Origin of the sequence: Dokdonia sp. R78006 (assembly GCF_042466145.1) — a bacterium.
Classification (GTDB): Bacteria; Bacteroidota; Bacteroidia; order Flavobacteriales; family Flavobacteriaceae; genus Dokdonia.
This window is the reverse complement of record NZ_JAXHBU010000001.1, coordinates 3,070,674-3,091,289: the sequence shown is the minus strand read 5'-3', so window position 1 is coordinate 3,091,289 and position 20,616 is coordinate 3,070,674. Positions and strand designations below refer to the sequence as shown.

The following is a 20,616-nucleotide window of genomic DNA, read 5'->3' as shown; positions in this document are numbered from 1 at the left end:
TTAAAAATAAATTAAATATTACGATTACATCTCGCTACCAAAGAAGATAGCGTTCATTAATAATTTATTGGTACCATACCAGAATGCTCTAAAGTTTGTATTATCTGTAAATAAAATCACCTCTCCACGTCCAGTACTTTGATGTACAAAAGGTCTAGTTTCTGGAATTGCTTTTAGGTTAATTTTGGAAATATAACCAGCTTGTAAAGGAGTCTTAGTATACTGGATAGGATTTTTATAACTAGTAGAGTCTGCTTTTACAAAAATAGTGGTGTTTCTAAACAAGGAAACTTTATCTCCTGTATATCCAAAGTTAATAGGATGAGATCTATCTTGCTTTGCTTCAAAGATTGCTCCTCCTATTACTTGCGCACCGCTAAAATCTCTGCGCTGCTCAAAGCTCACATTCTTAGCAGGGTTTTTAGTTTCCTCAAAAGAAATATTCAGCATTTTGTTCCCTTTGAACCAGTTGGCTACATTTTTATATCCTATAAGTGTACCACCATCGCGTACCCATTGTTTAATATCTTCTGTAGTGCCTTTATCTATAGCGCTTCCCCAGAGGTTAGGTAGAATGATATCTGTGTATTGAGATAGGTCTGTGCGTCCTAAACTCTTAGTGTCGAGTTTTGTGATACGCATATTATAACGTGTATCAAAGAGATGCCAGATTTCTCCTGCATCATACGGGTTAATGCCTTCTCCTACAATAATAGCAACTTTTGCAGGCTTAAGTGCTCTAAACTGATTACTACCGAGATCTATTCCTTGTGTAAGTCCAGTGCTCACAGATTTGATAGTTACATGTGCATCTTGAGCTACTTCATTTATAAAGGCATTTAACTCTTGAGGACTCAATGATTGATTTTGCACAGGAATCATAATAGTCCCATAATCATAAGTAGCACCTTCTAGGGTGAATTGCTCCATACCTACTTTTGCTCTTATTCCTTGATTTAAGATACTGTTAAGTGCCTTAGGAGTATAGTAGTCATGCCATTCCATCAAGTATGCATAGGTACTTGAAGCTACGGCAGGCGTTGGGTTCATTGATAGTTCTTGAATCTCATCACCTGCATTATTTAAAGATGCGTTTTCTGAGAAGTCTACACCAAATGCTAGTGGGAAAGACCATGCACTAATATCATAAAACAAACTGTCTTGAAATGTAGTTCGTTTTTCAAACATTGCTTTTATAAGACGGCTTTGTCTCTGGTTTTTTGGAACCATGTAGCTCATGCCTTTTTTGAAGTTGCTATTACCTTCGGTAAAGTCTTTGGCTACTTCATGTACTTTAATTTTATGACGTTTTAGTATTTCGGCAAGGTGATAAGAGCTACTTGCATCTTTTTCACTCCCGAAAACGTATGCACCATTCGCTTTTTCGCCTCGAGCGTTATTAAAGAAATCGCGCTGATAGTCTAGTAATTTTGAACGCATTCCTTGCGCTGCTTCTAATGTGGATAAGATAGCAGTAAACTGATTGCGTATGGTGAATTTAAATTCTAGTAATCCATTTTCTGTTTCTTGAGCGTGGCCACGACTACTTCCTTGTTCAAAAAGAATCCCAATACCTCCATTTATATCTGGAAATGTAGATCCTTTTCCATAGTAAAAATCATCAAAGCTTTCTTCTGTGTAGTAGAAGCTACCTATTTTATCTAGTGCTGCTGCGTGGTAATTACCTATTTGCTTTGTGAGCTCTTGGTTTAAAGCAGGCGTGAGTGGGTGTGTACGTGATTGTATTCCTGGCTGGAAGAAAAAACTACTGTTAGATCCCATCTCGTGGTGATCTGTAAGAATATTAGGATACCAATTGTGGAAGGTATTGATGCGAGCACGAGATTCTGGAAGTTGTACAGGAAGCCAGTCGCGGTTCATGTCAAACCAGTAGTGGTTAGTACGTCCACCAGGCCATACCTCATTATATTCACGATCTTGTGGGTCAGGATTGATGTTTATACTCTTATTAGTATTTGCCCAGTATGCAAATCGTTGTAAACCGTCTGGATTAAAGGAAGGATCAAAAAGGATGACCGTGTTCCTAAGTAAGTCATCGATTTTAGGGCCTTGTGCAGCGGCAAGATAGTAGGCAGCTACAAGTCCAGCATTTGCCCCAGAAGGTTCATTACCATGTATAGAAAGTCCTTGATATACTACGATAGGCATATCACTAGTATTTAAAGAACTGCTTCCGTTTTCTGTAAGTTTTACATGCTCTGCGCGTATCGCTTCTAGGTTGTTGTGATTGCTAGGAGAAGTTATTGTAAGTAAAAGAATAGGGCGACCCTCAAAAGTTTTACCTCTGTTTTCTATTGTAATTCTATCACTAGCAGCTGCGAGTGTACGCATGTACTCAGAAAGTTTATCATGACTTACGTGCCACTCTCCAGGCGTATAGCCTATAATGCTTTCTGGTGTAGGAATAGATTGATCATAAGTTACATCTTTAGGAAGGTAGTAATCCATATCTACACTGCCAGTTTGAGCAAGTGTGTTAAGGCAACTTAATAGTAGGGTAGTAAGTGTAAGTAATAAACGCATTCTGTTGGTCGATTTAAAGTTGTTACGCTTTAAAAGTAAACAAAAGAAATCGTGCTCGCACATGAGAAGTGTAAACTCAAATAATAACTACTAGTAAATGAAAATTAATATTACTTGCGTTCCATTTTATCAAGATACCCACAAGCTGCTCCTATAATACCTGCATGATTTTTGGTTTTGGCAGCTACGATAGGGATATCTGTAGTAAGATATTTTTCAAATTCCTCCATGTGTTTGCTTATGCCACCACCTATGATGTAGTGGTTAGGAGTACAAATCAACTCTACATTTTTTAAGAAAAAATTAAAACGCTCTGCCCATTCTTTGTAAGTCAAGTCTTCTGCTTTGCGCACAGAGTTTGCTGCATATTGTTCAATAGGCTTTTTCTTGTATGGTAAACGACCTAATTCAAAATTAGGGATGAGCTGGCCATTATAAAACAAGCCAGAACCAATTCCAGTTCCTACTGTAATCACAGCAACAAGACCTTTTAAATCCTTTCCTGCGCCATATCTTACTTCTGCAAGGCCGGCTGCATCTGCATCATTTATGGCAGAGCATGGAAGTCCTGTTTTTTCGGTAAAAAGTTCGTCTATTTGAACACCCTGCCAGCTTTTATGCATATTGCCGTAAGCCATGGCCTTACCATCTACCACTACTGTAGGAAACCCTACACCTATGGGACCAGTCCAATTAAAATGTTCTACAAGTTCTTGTACGCACTGTGCAATAGCCTTGGGTTTTGCGGGACGTGGTGTATCTATTCTAAAACGTTCTCCTAGATATTCTTGAGTTTCAAGATCTACGGGAACTCCTTTAATTCCGGTTCCGCCTATGTCTATGCCTAGTATTTGCATGTAGTGATGGTTTGCTTTGGGAAGTGAAAGATAGGAATTTTGAATAAAACTCAAAGAATGTTCTCTAAGTTACGCTTTCGCGAAAGCGTAAATCAAATACTAGTAGGTAGTTATAGTACTTCTTTTTCTTCCTCATGAACCTCTTTACCGTACTCTTGCTTGTAAATTTTTACAATAAGTAGAAAAATACTCACTACAATAGGGCCGAAGATTAAGCCTATAAAACCAAAAAGCGGCACACCCACAATAACTCCGATAATAGTTACTAGCGGGTGTACATCTGCAAGACGTTGCTGTATAACTAGCCTAAATAAATTATCTGTAGATCCTACAACGATAATACCGTATAAGGCAAGCACTATAGACTGCCAAACATCACCAGCCGCATATAAGATTATACATACTGGAATTACCCCTAAAGCGGTCCCTACAAATGGAATCATAGATCCTACGGTTACTATTGCAAACCAGAAAAATGGATCTTCTACACCTAAAATCAGAAACCCGATGAGAGCCACCACGCCTTGCAGCAGTGCAACCAGCGGAATACCAATGGCATTAGATTTTACTAGATCTACACTGTCTTTTCCTATTAATTTCAAGTTTTTGTCACTAAGTGGAATGTACTCTAAAAGTGATTCTCTAAATGTTCTCCTATTAGTGAGCATATAGTAAAGCATGAAGTACATGATCCCTATAGCGATAAATATATTAAACGTGCTTCCTACGAGGCCTTGAAGATTATTACTAACCCACTCTGTAATGGAACTTGTATCTATCGAACTAGCGAGATCCATCCCAAACCTAGTCTCTAGAGAAGATAATTGCGTTTTAACAATATCTATGACTTTCCCGCTATTTTCTACTGCCTTACTTATTTTTGAGGTAAGCATAAGTACTAGCCCAGCGATAGGGAGGAGGATTACGAGAAAAGACGCAGTCATTAATAATCCTGCTGCTATACCTGGATTCCACTTACGTTTTTTTACAAGATATCCTTGCCATTTACGCATCAATACGAATAGCGTGATCGCTCCCAGAACACCTGAAAGATACGTTGCCATTTCTTTAAAAATAAGCCATCCTAATAGTATGATTAGGAAAATAACAAAGGCTTGTCTAAGTAATCCAGGTTTTATTGATTGCATATATTATGTTGCAAAGATTTGAGAATCGTCTTTAAAAGCTTTAAATTCTAAAGCATTACCGCAAGGGTCATAAAAAAACATTGTTGATTGCTCTCCTACAAGTCCTTCAAAGCGAGTATAAGGAGCTATTACAAAAGTGACGTGAGGCGCAATTTCCTTAGCAAATTTTTGAAATTGATTCCATTCTAAAACTACTCCAAAATGTGGGACGGGAACTGCTTTACCATCTACCTCATTGTGAACTTCATCTACGGTAGATTTTTCTTTATAATGTATTACAAGTTGGTGCCCAAAAAAATTAAAATCTACCCAATGATCGCTACTGCGGCCTTCAGGTAGATTTAAAATATCTCTATAAAAAACTCTTGCTTTCTCTACGTCATCTACGGGAATAGCAAGATGGAATGGTCGTACTGTCATAATGGTTGTTTTGAAGTACTAATTTACACCATTTTTTGCTTTGTTTATTTTTCAGATGCAATTGCATCTGTATCTTTTCTATGTTTAAGTAATGAGATACCTGCAAAGAAAAATACCACACCAAGTATTGTAAATGCCCATGGGCTCATCCCTGTGCTCAAACTTCCAAAAATTCCCATAACACCAAGTACTAACATAATGGCACCTGCAATTAACGCTATTACTCCTATAATCTTAATCATAACTTATTCGTTTTATTATTTAGAAGTTAAAAGTAATTGATTGATGGAGTGATGATTTACTAGTTAACATCACATTATCACAGTTTTAATAGGAGTTTATGAATGTGAGGTACATTTTGGCAATCTTTGGGAAAAGCAGTTTTCATTTTGTGGGGTAGTAGCGGCACTTTTATTTAAATTTGCAACCTTAATTACTAATCTTTTAGACGTTCCGCGTGATTACAAAACGAATTATCCCTTGTCTTGATATTAAAAATGGTAGAACTGTAAAAGGAACTAACTTTGTAAACTTGCGTGATGCTGGAGATCCAGTAGAGCTTGCAAAGCTCTACTCTAATACTGGTGCAGATGAGCTAGTTTTTTTAGACATTTCTGCAACAGAAGAACGTCGTAAGACCCTTGCAGATCTAGTATTGCGAGTAGCATCACAGGTAAATATCCCATTTACAGTAGGCGGAGGAATCTCTTCTGTAGAAGATGTAGATATCTTACTACAAAATGGCGCCGATAAAGTTTCTATAAATTCTAGTGCCGTAAAAAGACCAGAATTAATAAATGAGCTAGTGGCAAAATTTGGCTCACAGTGTATCGTAGTAGCTATAGATGCAAAGTTTATAGATGGCGAGTGGATAGTACATTTAGTAGGCGGAAAAGTACCTACAGAACTAAATCTTTTTGATTGGGCAAAGGAGGTAGAAACTCGTGGAGCAGGAGAAATCTTATTTACATCAATGGATAATGATGGTACAAAAGATGGATTTGCAAATGAAGCACTAGCAAGACTTTCTGAAAGTTTAAACATACCTATAATCGCAAGTGGTGGCGCGGGAAATATGCAACACTTTGCAGATACTTTTATAGAAGGTAAAGCAGATGCAGCACTAGCGGCTAGTGTGTTTCACTTTAAAGAAATAGAAATAACAGATTTAAAACAAGAGTTAACTTCGCAAGGAATAGCGATGAGATCATAACACTCGTTCATAAAAAAAAGTAATGGAAATAGATTTTAAAAAATACGAGAATGGTCTCGTACCAGCAATCATTCAAGATTCAAGAACTAAGAATGTCTTGATGCTAGGTTTTATGAATAATGAGGCATACGAGAAAACAATTGCTACAAATAAAGTAACATTCTTTAGTCGCTCTAAGCAACGTCTATGGACAAAGGGAGAGGAGACTAAGAATTACTTATTGCTAGATAACATCAAGAACGATTGTGATAATGATGCACTGCTTATCCAGGTAACACCACAAGGACCTACGTGTCACAAAGGAACAGATACCTGCTGGGGAGAAAGCAATAAAAGTAACTTCAGCTTCTTAACACAGCTAGAAGAAATTATAGAAGATCGTTGGAATAATAAGGACAACGCAGATTCATACATTGCATCACTATTTAATAGCGGTATCAATAAGGTAGCTCAAAAAGTAGGAGAAGAAGCAGTAGAGGTTGTAATAGAAGCAAAAGATGATAATGATCACTTATTCTTAAATGAAAGTGCAGATCTTCTTTTTCACATTATGGTATTGCTACAAGCAAAAGGTTTCCACTTACGTGATGTAGAGAAAACACTTATCTCTAGACATAAATAAAAAATCAATGGAGAAGTAGCAATAATACTACTTCTCCAGTTGACCAGCTATCACACTTAATTAGTTGTTATTTTCAATAATATCTAAGGTTTGAGTAATCCAGTCCTTATCAAAACTTAATTTGATTTCTGGTTGTACGCCTACATATTCATAATTGATAAATTTATGAAAATTCATATCTGTAGGGTAAATTGCAAATTGACCGGATGGTGAGTCTATTAGATTCCCATAATTAGAACCATAAGCAAGGGCGCCATAGGTGCGCTGGCCTAGATGTTTTGCGTTTTTTAATCCTTTCAGCTTGAGAGTAAATTGCTCACCATTACTTCCACACCAGAAGTTTGTAACGACATAAACATTCATTTTGTTCTTTTTAAAGATTTTGTAAAAAGGATCTGAATATTTAGAATTACCTCCAGAATTATCACGTAGATCTACGATAATATTTTTTGCAGTAAACTTATCTTTTGTTTCCTCATAAAGCTTTTTAAAAGCGGCTACATTTTTACTATTATTTGAAAATGTCCCCATATATACATACTGCGTGTCTGGTGTAAGTTGTTTAAATTCCCAATCTATTTGGTCTTCCTTAACCTCAGAAATCACATTAGTAGCTTCTTTTTTAAGATGCCATAAGCGTCCGTTAGAATATAAAAGTCCTCTCACGTATCTTAACTTTCCGCCAGGAATATCGCTTGTGAGTACATCATACATATTTTCTCCATTTGGCGTAATTCTATAAGCAATCTGTCCAGGAATCCAGCCTTTATTATTAGAGGTAAGGACAACTCCTTCATAAGCATCACCTTTCTTAATAACGCCTACGGTCATAGATTCCTTTTTCTCATAAATGCCTTCTAGACTTTCAAAAGACTTCGCTGATAATTCTGCTATGAGTTCTTCAACGCTCATATTACTCTTAGGATGATTTTTAAATAGTTCGCTTTCGCGGAAAAGTTCTAATTCAACATCTTGGTCTACTATTTCGGAAGTGATTACAGGCTTCATATGACGTATGTGTGCATGTTTATCCTTTATAACAGATAGTAGCGCATTGAGCTTAGAAAAGCAATCTGTCACACTCATTTGTGTAGTTACTTCTCGCTCTAATTGATTTAAGGTAGTTGTGTACTCTGAGAGTTTATTTCCTTTCATTTGTTTCTTAAAAGAAGTCATTTCTTTCATTTGTTTATTAATGAAAGAGAGTTCCTCTACGCAGTTGCAGGTTTGAGTGGATTGCGCTTTAGCGAAAGCGGAAAAAAGAAAAAATACGGCTACTGAAAGTGTGATAAGTGTTTTCATAATAGATGATTTTAAAGATTAATTCTAAATACTTGATGAGACAAATCTAGAATTACAAAATCAACAATCTCAATAAACACAGTGCTTTGGGGTGAGATGTCCTTAGTTTGTGGTAAAATTTAAGGCTTCTTTTGTGCTAAGTGCAAAAGTTTTTGACACAGGTATAAAAATTTCATGGGAGAGTACGAGACCTAACTTACCAGATTCTGTTTTGTAGGATAAAAAATGCGATGGATTTATTAAATAAGAGCGGTGCGTTCTCATCATACTAGGTAGTGATTTTTCTAGGTGAGATAATCGAGCTCTAATTAATTGTTTTCTATACGAGCCATTATCTTGAAAATGAATTTCGACGTAATTATCTGACGCTTCTAGTGCTATTAAATCTGATAGAAATAATCTGATTCCTTCATAATTGCCATCACCTTTTATTTCTATTTTTTGTTCTTCAATTTGCTTTTGTTTATACTTTCCAAAACCAAAACGCCCTATGAGAACTATAGGGAAAATGGTAAGAACTGCTGGAAGAAAAATAGAAGTTAGATAATAGTAAAGAGAGTACGGATTAGGTTCGCCACGTACTACGACATAAATGTAAAAACTACGCATCACGACAAACGACCAAATAACAAACACAAGAAAAAAGCTTATCTCATTAATAAGTAACCATTGATTTTTAGTTTTTTTAAATAACCAGTATTGAAATGGAAGTATGGTTACATAGCAAAGTGCGCCAAGAAGACCATAAAGTGATAAGATAAACAGACGTTCACTATCATGTAGCTGAGAAACATCAAGTGGCTCTGTAAAATATAGAAATGTAAAAATCCATAAAGCCATGCCTAAGGCTATAATAAGTTGATGTTTTATGGAAGGATCAAATGGATGTTTTTTCAATATGAATTAATTTAATTTTGAAATAACGAGATATAATGCTTCATTTTTAATGCGTGTGTAATACATTTTATAAAGTAATTGCCGTAAAGCGTTTTACAATAGCCCATTAAACTTAAGTATTACTGATTTTACCACCAAACTACGAAGCATTTTTCTATAATTCCACTTGGTTTTTTTATCCATAATAGCGGTGCTCTTTTATGGTTATGTTTCTCGGCTATAGATGTAAGTGCATCCTCGTGCTTTATATAAGTTCTCTCAAGATGAGGCTCATGCAACCACTCATTTTTGAGCGTGATATAAAAAGTGTATTCTTTAAAATCACTGGTGTTGAAACCCTCTATACGTATCCAATACCCAACAATGCACTGCTCGTTGAGTGGCTCAATAATAGGTGATAGCTGGCCGTAAGGTTTAAAAAGCTGTGCTAGAAAATAGGTTTGTTGCTCTAATTCGTCAGGATCTATATCAAGGGTGGAGAGGGTAGTGCGCCCTTCTGGAGTGAATACAAGAGGTAGCTGTTTATCTCTCGTTTTTTGCATTTTGGTAAAGAAACTATCTTTTCTATTGGGTCCTATAAGTCTATGTAGAGGCTCTTTAATCGTGTCATCCAGAATGTAGAATTTGTAGGTGAGCTCAATGTGGATCTTTTTGCTTTCGCGAAAGCGGTCTTCTATTATAAAATCTAATTCTCCAATAGTGTTTTTATCCCGTAAAATCTGAATGTTGTGTGCCAGTACTTTATAGCGCTCTGTGTGGTCTAAGAGTTGTTTGAATATATACTCGATTTGATGACCTAATCTAAGTTTTGAGGGAATAGGCTGCGTAACAAACGTAGAAAGATCAATGCTAGGCATTTCAAACTGGGAGAGGCCAAATGCTGTTTGCGTCCAAAGTGGGGGCGTAGCTAAAAATCCATTGATATGCTTCATAGGTTAAAAATACTGATTATGAATCCATAACAAACAAAAAGAGCTATCGCAATAATTGGGATAGCTCTTTGAATGATTTGTATTGACCTTACTTGAGCCAACCTTTTGATGCGCTATAACGACTCCACCAGTATTCAAAAATCGCGAGTACAATTATGATTAGTGGAAATATGACTCCTTCCCCTACACCAAAAAGCTCCATAGCACCTGCAAAACCTATATTGTAAACTGTATGTATAATTACAGCAATAAGAGATATGGCATAAACTTGAACAGCTTTTGTTTTTCTAGTAATCAGTAATATGGCTGCAAGGAGACCGCCTATTGTTGAAATACCGTATAATATTTTTGACCATATAGGTGTTGCATTTATAGCAGCCATTTGTTCCTCATTATAAGTGCCAGCGAGTGCATCGGTAAAGAAGTTGTCTACTATAAAAGCACTGGCTCCCATAAAATTCCAAAGAAGTAAAACAATTGCTATTACCCAAAATAGCGTAGAGGGTTTTTGTGAAGTCGTCATAGAGATTGGTTTTTAAATAGTTGTGTTTTAATTTACAATTATTTTTTAACTATCAAACTTTAATTGGTGTAAGGCTATTACTTTTGAAGAATGTTTGACAAGCGCTTTTATTACCTTCTTAAGATTCAATATTTAGGATTTCGTTATCATGGCTGGCAGAAACAGCCAGACGTTCTTACTGTAGAACGTATGATGGAACGTACTTTTTCATATGTATTAGATCGTAAAAACTTTAAGCTACTTGCTTCTGGAAGAACAGATGCAAAGGTTTCGGCAAATGTGGCTTATGTTGAGTTATTTTTAAATGATAGTCCGCTCCCTGAAGATGGATTTCTCACGCTTCTTAATGATAATTTACCTCAAGATATACGATGCCTTGAGATAACTCAAGTAGACAAGAAATTTAATGTAATGGATGCTCCTATAGCTAAGGAGTATGTTTATTTATTTTCTTACGGAGAAAAAAATCATCCCTTTGCTGCACCTTTCATGATTAATATCGCTGGATCACTTGATATTGAATTGATGAAAGAGGCTGCGCGATTATTTGAAGGAGAACATGATTTTAGGTCTTATGCTTATAAGCCTAATCCAGAGACAAAGACTATTGGTAATATATCTTCTTCTCTAATAGAGACAAACGAACTATATACAGCAAATTTTTTTCCTAAGGAAAGTTTTGCCCTTCGCGTAAGTGGTAAAGGTTTTAAGAGACATCAAATAAGATTAATGATGGGGATGCTGTTTGATATAGGCGAGGGTAATGTAGATTTAGACTTCTTCAAGAAAACGCTAGATGCTAGCAATGATATTAAATTGACTAGAATTGCTCAAGCCAGCGGATTATTACTTCAAAATGTCCAGATTTAACAATCTTAACAAATTGTTCATTGCATTAATAAAGGTTTAACCCAAAGCTTGTTTTTGTTACAATCTCTTTAACGGCCACAGCCAGAGTGCGCTAGTATCTTTGTATCATAATTAATTGTATAACTAAAAGATAGAAAGATTATGAACAAGAGAGTAGCAATATTAGCAACAGACGGATTTGAAGAAAGTGAGTTAAAATCACCGATGGAGGCAATGAAAGCCGAAGGATTCACCGTAGATATTATAAGTGAGAAATCTGGAACTATAAAAGGATGGGCAGATGGAAATTGGTCTAATTCTTATGATGTAACAGATACATTAGATAATGTAAGTGCAAAGGATTATAATGCATTAATGTTACCAGGAGGAGTTATTAATCCTGATAAATTAAGACGTAATGATGATGCGCTCATCTTCATTAGAGATTTTTTTAAGCAAAGTAAGCCAGTAGCAGCTATTTGCCACGCACCACAATTACTTATTGAAGCAGACGTGGTAAAAGGAAGAACAATGACTTCATTTAATAGTATAAAAACTGACTTAGAAAACGCAGGAGCTCTGTGGGTGGATAAAGAAGTTGTGGTTGATGAAGCGTTAGTAACAAGTAGAAATCCAGATGATTTACCAGCCTTTAACGCTAAGTTAATTGAGGAAATTAAAGAGGGAAAGCATGATTTACAACATGCATAATTTATTATCAAATTGACAATATTAAAACCATCACATGAATGTGATGGTTTTTTAATGCCTTTACGTTAGATAATGCATACCTTACTTAAGATTGAGGATTGCAGCTCTAATATTAGATAACTAATTTAGTAACTCAGCAAAAACAACATATGACTACTTCGATACCTCAATCTACTTTATCTTTTCTAGAATCCTTACGTGAGAATAATTCGCGTGAGTGGATGACAGAGCACAAGAAAGATTATCAGGCTAATGAGAAAGCCTTAAAGCAAATTTACGCCTCTATAGTAGATGGACTTAATGAAACTGATGAAATTGAGAAAATTAAGGTCTTTCGTATTAATAGGGATGTAAGATTTAGCAATGACAAAACTCCTTATAACGTACATCGTTCTGCAAGTTTTAGTAGAGTAGGAGCACACCGTCGAGGTGGATATTATTTAAGAATTGAGCCTGGTAATAAATCTGCAATAGCAGGCGGTTTTTTTAATCCAGAACCAGCCGATTTGAAACGTATACGCACAGAATTTCAAATGGATGCTAGTGAGATACGGGAGATTCTTTCTGATACCGCTTTCGCGAAAGCGTTTGGAGGCGCCTTTGATGCATGGAATCCTGTCAAGACAGCACCTAGAGGTTTTGACGTAAATGATCCGAATATTGATCTCATAAGGCTCAAAAACTTCGTAGTAAGGAAAAACTTTACTGATAAAGAAATTACATCTCCAGATTTCACAAAGATTGCCTTGAGTCACTTTAGATTACTAAGACCCTTTTTTGATTATATGAGTGACGTATTAACTACTGACCTCAATGGGGAATCATTACTTTAGTTTTATTTCTGCTTATTCTTATTCTTGACTCTTTTTCTGTTTACGAAGTAGACAATAATTAAAAGAACAGGTAATATTATAAATATTAATAGCTCTATAGGTGATGAAGGATCTATAGGGCTATTATTTTGCGGTTTAGGTACGTCTGTTGGTATTTGCATAACTATAAAGTGTCTATTGTTTCTTTAGGGATGTCAAAAAGTTGCACTTGACTTATAAGACGTTCCCTTATTAAGTTAGCGATTCGTTTATTATAAGCAGAAGAATCCCTATTATATTGTAGATATTCATCTACAGTAAAGTGACCTACAATCATACCTCTAATGCTATTGCGAAATTTCATATCCTTGTTTACTGCATTTTCAATATACAGTAATCGTTTTTCTAAACTCAAATTATGAAAGACATTCTTTCTCTTTATAATGTATGATTTGAATACTTCTATAAGCAGCGGGTTTTGAAGCTTTACAATGGGTCTAAGCGTAGCATTCTGAAAGCGCTCTTCATTACTCATTTGGTCATGTACTTTTGCCTTAGGTATTTCCGGTCTAATCCTTTTAATATCGTTTGGTCTATCATTCATGGCACTTTGTTTTTATTTAAAGTTAAGCAATGATAAGGGGGCTCGCAATTGATATGCTATAACTTCTCAATACTTTATTAACGAGCAAAGCCCCCGATAAATCGGAGGCTCTGCAATTAACACTTAAAATAATCTTGCGACTAGTTAAGTTTAAAAGTAACTCTACGTACTAACTGACGTGCAGGAGCAGAAGCTTTATCTACAGAAGCATCTTCACCGTTTCCAGTTGCAGTAAGACGGCTAGCAGAAATTCCTGCTGCTATCATAATATCCTTTACTTTTTGTGCTCTTCTTTCAGAAAGACCTTGGTTAGAAGATGCATTTCCAATTTCGTCAGCATATCCAACTAATTGAGCAGATGCACCTGAGTTCTCAGACATGTACTTGATTAGGTAGTTAATTGATTCTAAGCTATAAGTTTCTGGCTTAGTACTATTGAATTGGAAATATACATTTACATACCCTTCATTGATAAGTTTCTTGATTACATCTCCTCCAGTTTTCATTTCTGGTTGAGTAGTAACTATATCTCCTTTTTTAGCATAACGTATATCTAAAGAAGATTCTAATTCATCAGGAACTCCGTTTCCGTTTTTGTCTACAGCGATACCTTTAGTATCTACAGCAACACCAGATACAGTGTTAGGCTCACGATCTAAATAATCAGCAACACCATCTTGATCAGTATCGATAAGATCAGTCTCTAACTTAGTAAGACGATTTTGTAAATCTGCGATTTGCTCTTCAGCAACATTTTCTCTTGAGTAGAAATCTGCATGCTTGTCTGCTTTACCTAGATATATATTAATACCTGCAGTAGCATTTACGTAAAAACCATCAAATCCGCTTACTTGACCTTGATCTTGTAAACCATCAAATGTCAGATTTTGACGTACATTTCCAACTACTGTTAAGTCAGCTACAAGTGCTATTCTATTAGTAATTTTTACTTGTGGAGTAATACCAGCCATAAAGCTTAACATTTGGTCTCCATCTCCAAAATTTCTTACTGCTGCAGGAGCATCAGTTGTTAATTGTGAATATCCCATACCCCCGTGTACTAGTACATTGAAAGTATCAGTCCATTCTCTGAATCCAAGAATGTTACCTGCGTTTACAACACCTTCTAGTGAAAAATTGTAAAGAGCAGTATCAAATTCACGACTCTCGTCATCATTTCTGAAGCTATTATAAGCAACTCCTCCTTTAAGTCCAAACTTCTCATTGAACATGTATCTTACTCCGCCAGTTACAGTGTAAAGAGATGGAGTGTTAGAGTAAAATCCAGATGATAATGGTCTTACAGCTTTGTTAACACCACCAGTAAGCTCTACAGACCACTTATTAAAGTCATTTGTAGGAGTATCAGTTTCTTGTGCATTTAATGCTAATTGCATTCCAACAAGGGCAACTATAGCAAGTGAAATTTTTTTCATAATAAAGTATTTGTTTTGAAATATTCAAGCCGCAAAAATACCAATATTTAAGTCTTGGTCAAGGGATTTAGTATTAATTAACGCCTTATTATCACAAACTTAACACAAAGTGTAGATTGTAGTATTAGTCATAAAATATGGTGCTATTATTTGCATTATTGTTAATGAAATCCTTAATTGTTGTGATAGTCTAAATTTAATTTTGGTATTTGTTAATTATTATTAAATAAGAGAGCTATATTGATTCATAAAAATATTTTTGTAAAAAAAAAAGAATTATGAAAAAGGCAAATACTGAATTTGAAATATTACCAATTTTAGCAACTAGATGGAGTCCAAGGGTTTTTACTAACGATGTGATAAAGGAAGAGGAACTCCGTACGATGTTTGAAGCAGGTAGGTGGGCGGCTAGTTCTAATAATTTACAACCTTGGTTGATTATATGGGGAATAAAGGGAACTCCTGCTTTTGATCGAATTTTTAGTTGCCTTGATGAGTTCAATCAATCTTGGGCAAAAAACGCTCAAGCACTATTTTTAGGTGGCTATAAAAAGACTAATGATGATGGTAAGGAGAGTTTTCATGCTTTGCACGATTTAGGATTATTCATGGGTAACGTTTCTGCACAAGCAGAGCACATGGGTATAGCACTGCATCAAATGGCTGGAGTAAATTATAAAAAAGCAATGTCAGAGTTTAGTGTTCCGGATGATTATCATATTGCGACTGGTATTGCCGTAGGATACTACGGAGGAGATGTTGATAAACTTCCTGAGGATTTACAAGGAGAAGAAACAAAACCTCGTTCAAGAAAAAAACAAGAGTCTTTTACTTTTAATGGAGACTTTAATGAAGATACTTTTAAAGGAGAATAATTTAAAAAACTGTCCATAACTAAAAGAGCCACATACAAAGTATGTGGCTCTTTTTATTTGTAATAAATTCAATTAATGTACTTGATGCTCATCATCAGTATTAGATGAAATTTCAGGGCTGTCGCCTACAGGGTGTTTTTCAAGACCAGCAGAGTCAACGTCAATAAATTGCATAGCTTGCGACGGAGTTGTGATTTGTTTCGCTCGTTTCCCTTGTATTAATATAGGGTTTTGAATAGCGTTAGGATTATTCTGTATAAATTTAATCCAGTGGTCATCACTCATTGTTGCATCTTTAGCAAAGTCATCCACATCTGGATGGTCTTTAGAAACTAGTTCGTCTATGCTTGCACCAAGTAAATCTGCCACTTCACTCCACTGCGTTCCAGTAAGTCCTGCTTCTGTAATGTTGATTAAATTCAGTTTTGCATTGCTACTTTTTGCATAACCAAGCGTTTGTTTTCCAATACTTGATTCAGAAGAGTAGATTACTATTAGTTCATTATTATCTGTTGCTAGTGTCATATCAGTTAGCATGGTGATTAATGTTAGTGGTGAGACTGCATTTTTTCTTTCTTTTTTCTAAGTTGGCGCTCTACTTCACCTATTGCTTCCTTTAATGAAGGATAAAAATCATCAGAGCTGTGTTCTGCATATAATCTTGGACCAGGCATACTTATTTGTACTCCGGCTATTTTTCCGGTTTGATCACTTGATGTGTTTTCAGTTTTAAAGAAAACATCTGCTCTATGTGCAAATTGATATTTATCACTTAATTTTTTTAATTCCGCTTTCGCGAAAGCTTCTAATTCTGCACTTGCAGTTACGTCGTGGTATTCAAATATTACTTCCATAGTATTTATTTTTAATTAAGATAGTTATTATTTGTCAGCTAGCTGACGAAGGCTAAGCGGAAATTCTTTCACACCGCCATAAAGTTTGATTTCTTGTATATCTGCAGGCATATAATACCCAGCATCTTCTAAAGCTTCTTTTACATTGCGTACTACATTCCCTTTTGTAATCAAAGCTTGTTTTCTAAAGTCTTTAGTATCTACCCAAAAGAATACTTTTAAATTTACTGTACTTGTGGCAAGTTCATCTTCAATGACAAAGTTTTCGTGTATTGCATCATTGATTACGTTAGGCTCTTTAGCTAGCGCTTGTAATACTGTTTCCTTGGCGCCTTCTATATTATCCTCGTATGCAATCCCTATGATAAAATCCCATCTAAAAAAGCCATCTTCAGTATAATTGGTAACCGGTTCTGTAAGTACATCACTATTGGGGATATAAACATCTTTGCCATCAAAGGTCTTTAACTTTGTATATCTAAGATCAAGTGTTTTGACTTTACCAAAGTTCGAGCCTATTTCAACAGTGTCATCAACGTCAAAGGGTCTATTAAAGGCAAGTATAATTCCTGCAATAAAATTTTCACCAATATCTTTAAAAGCAAATCCTAGTACAACAGCACTCGCTCCAGCTGCCGTTAGTATTCCTGCAGCGATACCTCCCAAACCTGCAGCTCTTAATGCGAGCATTATAGCTATGATAATGAAGGTGTATCTAATTGCCGTTCCTAAAAATTTACTCATCAAAGGATCTTCTGTTCTGGCAGAAATTCTTCGTCTAGCAAATTTTCCTATCCATCCAGCTATTAAAATCCCCAAGACAACAATAAGGATACCCATTGCTATTTGTGGTAGCTGATCAATAAAATTGCTTACAGAATTTTGAAATGCTTCTGTAACAGACGTTTTTGTATTTTGTAAAGACATAATTCTGATTGGTTCATTAAAAATACTGCTCCTACCTGCATTTATTCTTAAAACCTTGTCAATTCACATTTTGTTAAGACCTTTTAGTACAAGCGCGTTAAAATGCTCTTAACCTTTCTCATTTACCACTAGGCACGTATTAACTTTATAAAAAAATGACTTATGAATATAGTATCTACAAATCCGTACAACGGAACAGAAGTAGCCAAAATAAAAGCACTCAACTTAGAAGAGATAGAAGATAAAATTGAAAATGCACAACAAACGTTTCTTTCTTGGCGCAATACCACTTTTGCAGAGCGCTCACAACATCTCAACAATGTGGCAAAAGAATTAAGAAAGAATGCTCGAGAATATGCAGAGATGATGACTAAGGAAATGGGTAAACCCATCTCTCAAGCTATTGCCGAAGTAGAGAAGTGTGCCTGGGTATGTGAATATTATGCAGAAAATGCACCATCACAACTAGCACCTAAAGAGATAAAAACAGATGCTTCAAAAAGTTACGTACGATATGAACCTATAGGTGTTGTGCTAGCCGTAATGCCATGGAATTACCCATTCTGGCAAGTGTTTAGATTCATTGCTCCAGCGCTTATGGCAGGTAATATAGGTGTATTAAAACATGCAAGTAATGTAATGCAAAGTGCAGAAAATATTCAAAAAGTCTTTGAACGTGCAGGACTTCCTAAGGGATGTTTTCAAAATATGGCGGTAGGAAGTGAGCGTATTGAAAATATCGTTCGAGATTCTCGTATTAAGGCAATAACACTTACTGGTAGTAAGCCAGCAGGAGCAGCCGTAGCAAGCACAGCAGCAAGTGAGATTAAAAAATCTGTGCTTGAGTTAGGAGGTAGTAATGCTCTAGTAGTTTTTGATGATTGTAATTTTGAGGAAACGGTACAAACGTGTGTGCAAGCTCGTTTTCAAAATACAGGTCAGAGTTGTATCGCTGGAAAGAGACTTATAATTCATGAAAGTATTCAAGACAAGTTTTTAGAAGCTTTCGCGAAAGCGGTAACAGAATTAAAATCTGGTGACCCTATGGATGAAGATACCTACATAGGAGTGATGGCACGTGAAGACCTCGCCGAAGAGCTAGAAGATCAACTCAATAAATCTATTGCCGAAGGAGCAAAAATATTAATAGGAGGGCATAGACAGAAGGCTTATTTTGAGCCAACAATTGTCACAGGAGTAACACCAGAGATGACAATATTTAAAGAAGAAACCTTTGGGCCTGTTATAGGGGTAACAACATTTAAAACTGACGAGGAGGCATTACATCTCGTAAATCAATCTGATTTTGGCTTAGGAGTATCCATTTTTACAGAGAGTGAAGAACGTATGGAAACATTGATTCCGCAGTTTGAAGATGGTGCTGTATTTGTAAATGATATGGTAAAAAGTAATCCTAACCTTCCTTTTGGAGGAACAAAAATTTCAGGATACGGTCGCGAACTCTCCATAGACGGTATTCAGGAGTTTGTAAATAAAAAGACGGTATATATTAAATAATAGTCCGCTTTCGCGAAAGCTTACAAAGAAACAGCCGATTCATAATCCTATGAATCGGCTGTTTTGTTGATTATATAAATAACACTGTTTACAACAAGAGCCATATCTCGATGTCTCCTTTCCAATTCCATTAGTAACCTTATCTTAGCTACACAAAATAGAGTTTATGAAATTTGGCGTAGTAGAGCAACCAGAGTTAATTGATTTTACATTACCTCCTGATCATCCAGATACTAAGGGTGTGATTGAGCATTCTTTCGCGAAAGCGGAAAACAAAGAGTTACAAGTCTACGTAGGTTGTGCAAAATGGAATAAAGCAGAGCTCAAAGGCTTCTACCCAAAAGGTACAAAAGATGAGCTAGGGTATTATGCAAGTCAGTTTAACAGTATAGAGCTTAACGCTACTTTCTATAGATTATTTCCTAAGGAGCAGTTTCAAAAGTGGTATTATAAGGTTCCGGAGGGATTTAAATTCTTTCCTAAAATTACAAATATGATAAGCCATCGCAAGCGGCTTATAGACTCGCAAGATTTTATTCCAGAATATGTAGAACATGCAACGATGCTTAAGGAAAAGCTTGGGACGGTGTTTTTACAGATGCATAATAACTTCCAACCTAAAGATTTTGACCGCGTTGATAATTTTGTAAACCACTGGCCAGAAGATCTCCCTATTGCTTTAGAGTTTCGCCACACAGACTGGTTTAATAATCCAGAAGTAGCAGAGCGTCTGTATCTCTTACTTGAGGAGCATAATATGGCAAATGTACTTGTAGATACTGCTGGGCGTCGCGATATTATGCATATGCGTCTTACTAATGGAGAAGCTTTTATACGATATGTAGGAGCAAATCACCCTAGCGATTATGCAAGGTTAGACGCATGGGTAGAGCGCTTGACGTATTGGGTGAGTCTAGGTTTGCGTAAGGTTCATTTCTTTATCCATCAGAATGTAGAGGTAGAGTCTACCTTACTTTCTGCATATTTTATCGAGAAACTTAATCCAGCATTAGGGATAAACCTACATGTTCCACATAGCGCGAGCGGTGGGATAAACACACTTTTTTAATGGGAAATGTATATATAGTTATGGGCGTTTCCGGTTGCGGAAAAAGTACCATAGGGAAGATGTTATCAGAGCGATTAGAGATTCCATTCTATGATGCAGACGATTTTCATCCCCAAGTTAATATTGATAAGATGGCATCTGGCACACCATTGCAAGATGAGGATAGATGGCCTTGGCTCGATAGCCTTGCTCTAGAGATACAGCAGTGGTCAAGTGATAAAGGAGCGGTACTTGCTTGCTCTGCACTTAAGGAGAGTTATAGAGAGCGTTTATTTTCTAATTCCGCTTTCGCGAAAGCAAAACAAAACTTTATCTATCTTGATGCAAATTTTGAAGCACTGAGTAAACGGCTAGCTTCTAGAAAGAATCATTTCTTTGATCCTTCATTATTGCAATCGCAGTTTGATACACTAGAAGTACCCCATTATGGTGTTCATGTGGAAGCAACCTTAGCAAAAGAAGACATCATTAGAAGAATACAACAAATTATAGAACAATAGGTT

At 36.0% G+C, this 20,616-nt stretch carries 23 protein-coding genes; 9 read left to right on the top strand and 14 right to left on the bottom strand.

What is annotated here, in order from left to right; all coding sequences use genetic code 11:
• Positions 1 to 24: 24 nt before the first annotated feature.
• The 5 genes from SJY37_RS13740 to SJY37_RS13720 form a co-directional block, all read right to left on the bottom strand.
• The gene (locus tag SJY37_RS13740) at positions 25 to 2,544 is read right to left on the bottom strand and encodes a M14 family zinc carboxypeptidase (RefSeq protein WP_298327846.1); all 2,520 of its coding nucleotides are present in this window, start codon (positions 2,542 to 2,544) and stop codon (positions 25 to 27) included.
• Between the two features lie 110 nt (positions 2,545 to 2,654).
• Positions 2,655 to 3,401, bottom strand: a complete 747-nt coding sequence (gene ppgK, locus SJY37_RS13735; protein ID WP_144784240.1) for a polyphosphate--glucose phosphotransferase — start codon at positions 3,399 to 3,401, stop codon at positions 2,655 to 2,657.
• Between the two features lie 110 nt (positions 3,402 to 3,511).
• The gene (locus SJY37_RS13730; RefSeq protein ID WP_298327855.1) at positions 3,512 to 4,549 is read right to left on the bottom strand and encodes an AI-2E family transporter; all 1,038 of its coding nucleotides are present in this window, start codon (positions 4,547 to 4,549) and stop codon (positions 3,512 to 3,514) included.
• A gap of 3 nt (positions 4,550 to 4,552) precedes the next feature.
• A complete protein-coding gene (locus SJY37_RS13725; RefSeq protein WP_298327859.1) occupies positions 4,553 to 4,969 on the bottom strand; it encodes a VOC family protein in 417 nt (138 codons plus the stop codon).
• Between the two features lie 44 nt (positions 4,970 to 5,013).
• A complete protein-coding gene (locus SJY37_RS13720) occupies positions 5,014 to 5,211 on the bottom strand; it encodes a hypothetical protein (RefSeq protein ID WP_144784234.1) in 198 nt (65 codons plus the stop codon).
• 215 nt (positions 5,212 to 5,426) lie between these two features.
• Here SJY37_RS13720 and hisF point away from each other — a divergent pair, with 215 nt between their 5' ends.
• Both hisF and hisIE read left to right on the top strand, forming a co-directional pair.
• Positions 5,427 to 6,182 carry an imidazole glycerol phosphate synthase subunit HisF gene (gene hisF / locus SJY37_RS13715; protein ID WP_108879017.1) on the top strand — a complete coding sequence of 252 codons (756 nt, stop codon included), beginning with the start codon at positions 5,427 to 5,429 and terminating at the stop codon, positions 6,180 to 6,182.
• 22 nt (positions 6,183 to 6,204) lie between these two features.
• Entirely contained in the window at positions 6,205 to 6,804 is a 600-nt protein-coding gene (gene hisIE, locus SJY37_RS13710; protein ID WP_298327865.1) for a bifunctional phosphoribosyl-AMP cyclohydrolase/phosphoribosyl-ATP diphosphatase HisIE, read from the top strand.
• Between the two features lie 60 nt (positions 6,805 to 6,864).
• Here the strand turns inward: hisIE and SJY37_RS13705 are convergent, their stop codons facing one another.
• The 4 genes from SJY37_RS13705 to SJY37_RS13690 form a co-directional block, all read right to left on the bottom strand.
• Positions 6,865 to 8,106 carry a S41 family peptidase gene (locus SJY37_RS13705; protein ID WP_298327868.1) on the bottom strand — a complete coding sequence of 414 codons (1,242 nt, stop codon included), beginning with the start codon at positions 8,104 to 8,106 and terminating at the stop codon, positions 6,865 to 6,867.
• Positions 8,107 to 8,208: 102 nt separating this feature from the next.
• The gene (locus tag SJY37_RS13700; RefSeq protein WP_298327871.1) at positions 8,209 to 9,003 is read right to left on the bottom strand and encodes a LytTR family DNA-binding domain-containing protein; all 795 of its coding nucleotides are present in this window, start codon (positions 9,001 to 9,003) and stop codon (positions 8,209 to 8,211) included.
• Positions 9,004 to 9,131: 128 nt separating this feature from the next.
• Positions 9,132 to 9,935, bottom strand: a complete 804-nt coding sequence (locus SJY37_RS13695; protein ID WP_298327875.1) for a DUF1853 family protein — start codon at positions 9,933 to 9,935, stop codon at positions 9,132 to 9,134.
• A gap of 88 nt (positions 9,936 to 10,023) precedes the next feature.
• Positions 10,024 to 10,458 carry a hypothetical protein gene (locus SJY37_RS13690; RefSeq protein WP_298327878.1) on the bottom strand — a complete coding sequence of 145 codons (435 nt, stop codon included), beginning with the start codon at positions 10,456 to 10,458 and terminating at the stop codon, positions 10,024 to 10,026.
• A gap of 90 nt (positions 10,459 to 10,548) precedes the next feature.
• Here SJY37_RS13690 and SJY37_RS13685 point away from each other — a divergent pair, with 90 nt between their 5' ends.
• The 3 genes from SJY37_RS13685 to SJY37_RS13675 all read left to right on the top strand — a co-directional run bounded on the left by SJY37_RS13685 (position 10,549) and on the right by SJY37_RS13675 (position 12,851).
• On the top strand, positions 10,549 to 11,328 hold the full coding sequence (locus SJY37_RS13685) for a tRNA pseudouridine(38-40) synthase TruA (protein ID WP_298327881.1): 780 nt from the start codon (positions 10,549 to 10,551) through the stop codon (positions 11,326 to 11,328).
• Positions 11,329 to 11,469: 141 nt separating this feature from the next.
• On the top strand, positions 11,470 to 12,018 hold the full coding sequence (locus SJY37_RS13680; protein ID WP_298327884.1) for a type 1 glutamine amidotransferase domain-containing protein: 549 nt from the start codon (positions 11,470 to 11,472) through the stop codon (positions 12,016 to 12,018).
• A gap of 149 nt (positions 12,019 to 12,167) precedes the next feature.
• A complete protein-coding gene (locus SJY37_RS13675; protein ID WP_298327887.1) occupies positions 12,168 to 12,851 on the top strand; it encodes a DUF2461 domain-containing protein in 684 nt (227 codons plus the stop codon).
• 163 nt (positions 12,852 to 13,014) lie between these two features.
• On the opposite strand, the gene SJY37_RS13670 is transcribed toward SJY37_RS13675, so the two are convergent.
• Positions 13,015 to 13,434 (bottom strand): glyoxalase, encoded by a 420-nt coding sequence (locus SJY37_RS13670; RefSeq protein WP_298327889.1) that lies wholly within the window; start codon positions 13,432 to 13,434, stop codon positions 13,015 to 13,017.
• A gap of 140 nt (positions 13,435 to 13,574) precedes the next feature.
• Positions 13,575 to 14,870, bottom strand: a complete 1,296-nt coding sequence (locus tag SJY37_RS13665) for an OmpA family protein (protein WP_298327892.1) — start codon at positions 14,868 to 14,870, stop codon at positions 13,575 to 13,577.
• Positions 14,871 to 15,148: 278 nt separating this feature from the next.
• On the opposite strand from SJY37_RS13665, the gene SJY37_RS13660 reads away from it, so the two are divergent.
• The gene (locus tag SJY37_RS13660) at positions 15,149 to 15,745 is read left to right on the top strand and encodes a nitroreductase family protein (protein WP_298327895.1); all 597 of its coding nucleotides are present in this window, start codon (positions 15,149 to 15,151) and stop codon (positions 15,743 to 15,745) included.
• A 72-nt stretch (positions 15,746 to 15,817) separates the two neighbouring features.
• On the opposite strand, the gene SJY37_RS13655 is transcribed toward SJY37_RS13660, so the two are convergent.
• The 3 genes from SJY37_RS13655 to SJY37_RS13645 are packed head-to-tail and all read right to left on the bottom strand — an operon-like array spanning position 15,818 to position 17,526.
• Entirely contained in the window at positions 15,818 to 16,282 is a 465-nt protein-coding gene (locus tag SJY37_RS13655) for an arsenate reductase family protein (protein WP_298327898.1), read from the bottom strand.
• Positions 16,283 to 16,293: 11 nt separating this feature from the next.
• The gene (gene hpf / locus SJY37_RS13650) at positions 16,294 to 16,599 is read right to left on the bottom strand and encodes a ribosome hibernation-promoting factor, HPF/YfiA family (RefSeq protein ID WP_298327901.1); all 306 of its coding nucleotides are present in this window, start codon (positions 16,597 to 16,599) and stop codon (positions 16,294 to 16,296) included.
• Positions 16,600 to 16,626: 27 nt separating this feature from the next.
• Positions 16,627 to 17,526: a mechanosensitive ion channel family protein gene (locus tag SJY37_RS13645; RefSeq protein WP_298327925.1), complete on the bottom strand. Its 900-nt coding sequence runs from the start codon at positions 17,524 to 17,526 to the stop codon at positions 16,627 to 16,629.
• A gap of 162 nt (positions 17,527 to 17,688) precedes the next feature.
• Between SJY37_RS13645 and SJY37_RS13640 the strand changes: the two genes are divergently transcribed.
• From SJY37_RS13640 to SJY37_RS13630, 3 genes are all read left to right on the top strand, one after another.
• On the top strand, positions 17,689 to 19,044 hold the full coding sequence (locus tag SJY37_RS13640; RefSeq protein ID WP_298327928.1) for an NAD-dependent succinate-semialdehyde dehydrogenase: 1,356 nt from the start codon (positions 17,689 to 17,691) through the stop codon (positions 19,042 to 19,044).
• 166 nt (positions 19,045 to 19,210) lie between these two features.
• On the top strand, positions 19,211 to 20,113 hold the full coding sequence (locus SJY37_RS13635) for a DUF72 domain-containing protein (RefSeq protein WP_298327931.1): 903 nt from the start codon (positions 19,211 to 19,213) through the stop codon (positions 20,111 to 20,113).
• Positions 20,113 to 20,613, top strand: coding sequence for a gluconokinase (locus tag SJY37_RS13630; protein WP_298327934.1), 501 nt, complete (start codon positions 20,113 to 20,115; stop codon positions 20,611 to 20,613). Before SJY37_RS13635 ends, SJY37_RS13630 begins: the two co-directional genes overlap by 1 nt.
• Positions 20,614 to 20,616: the final 3 nt, after the last annotated feature.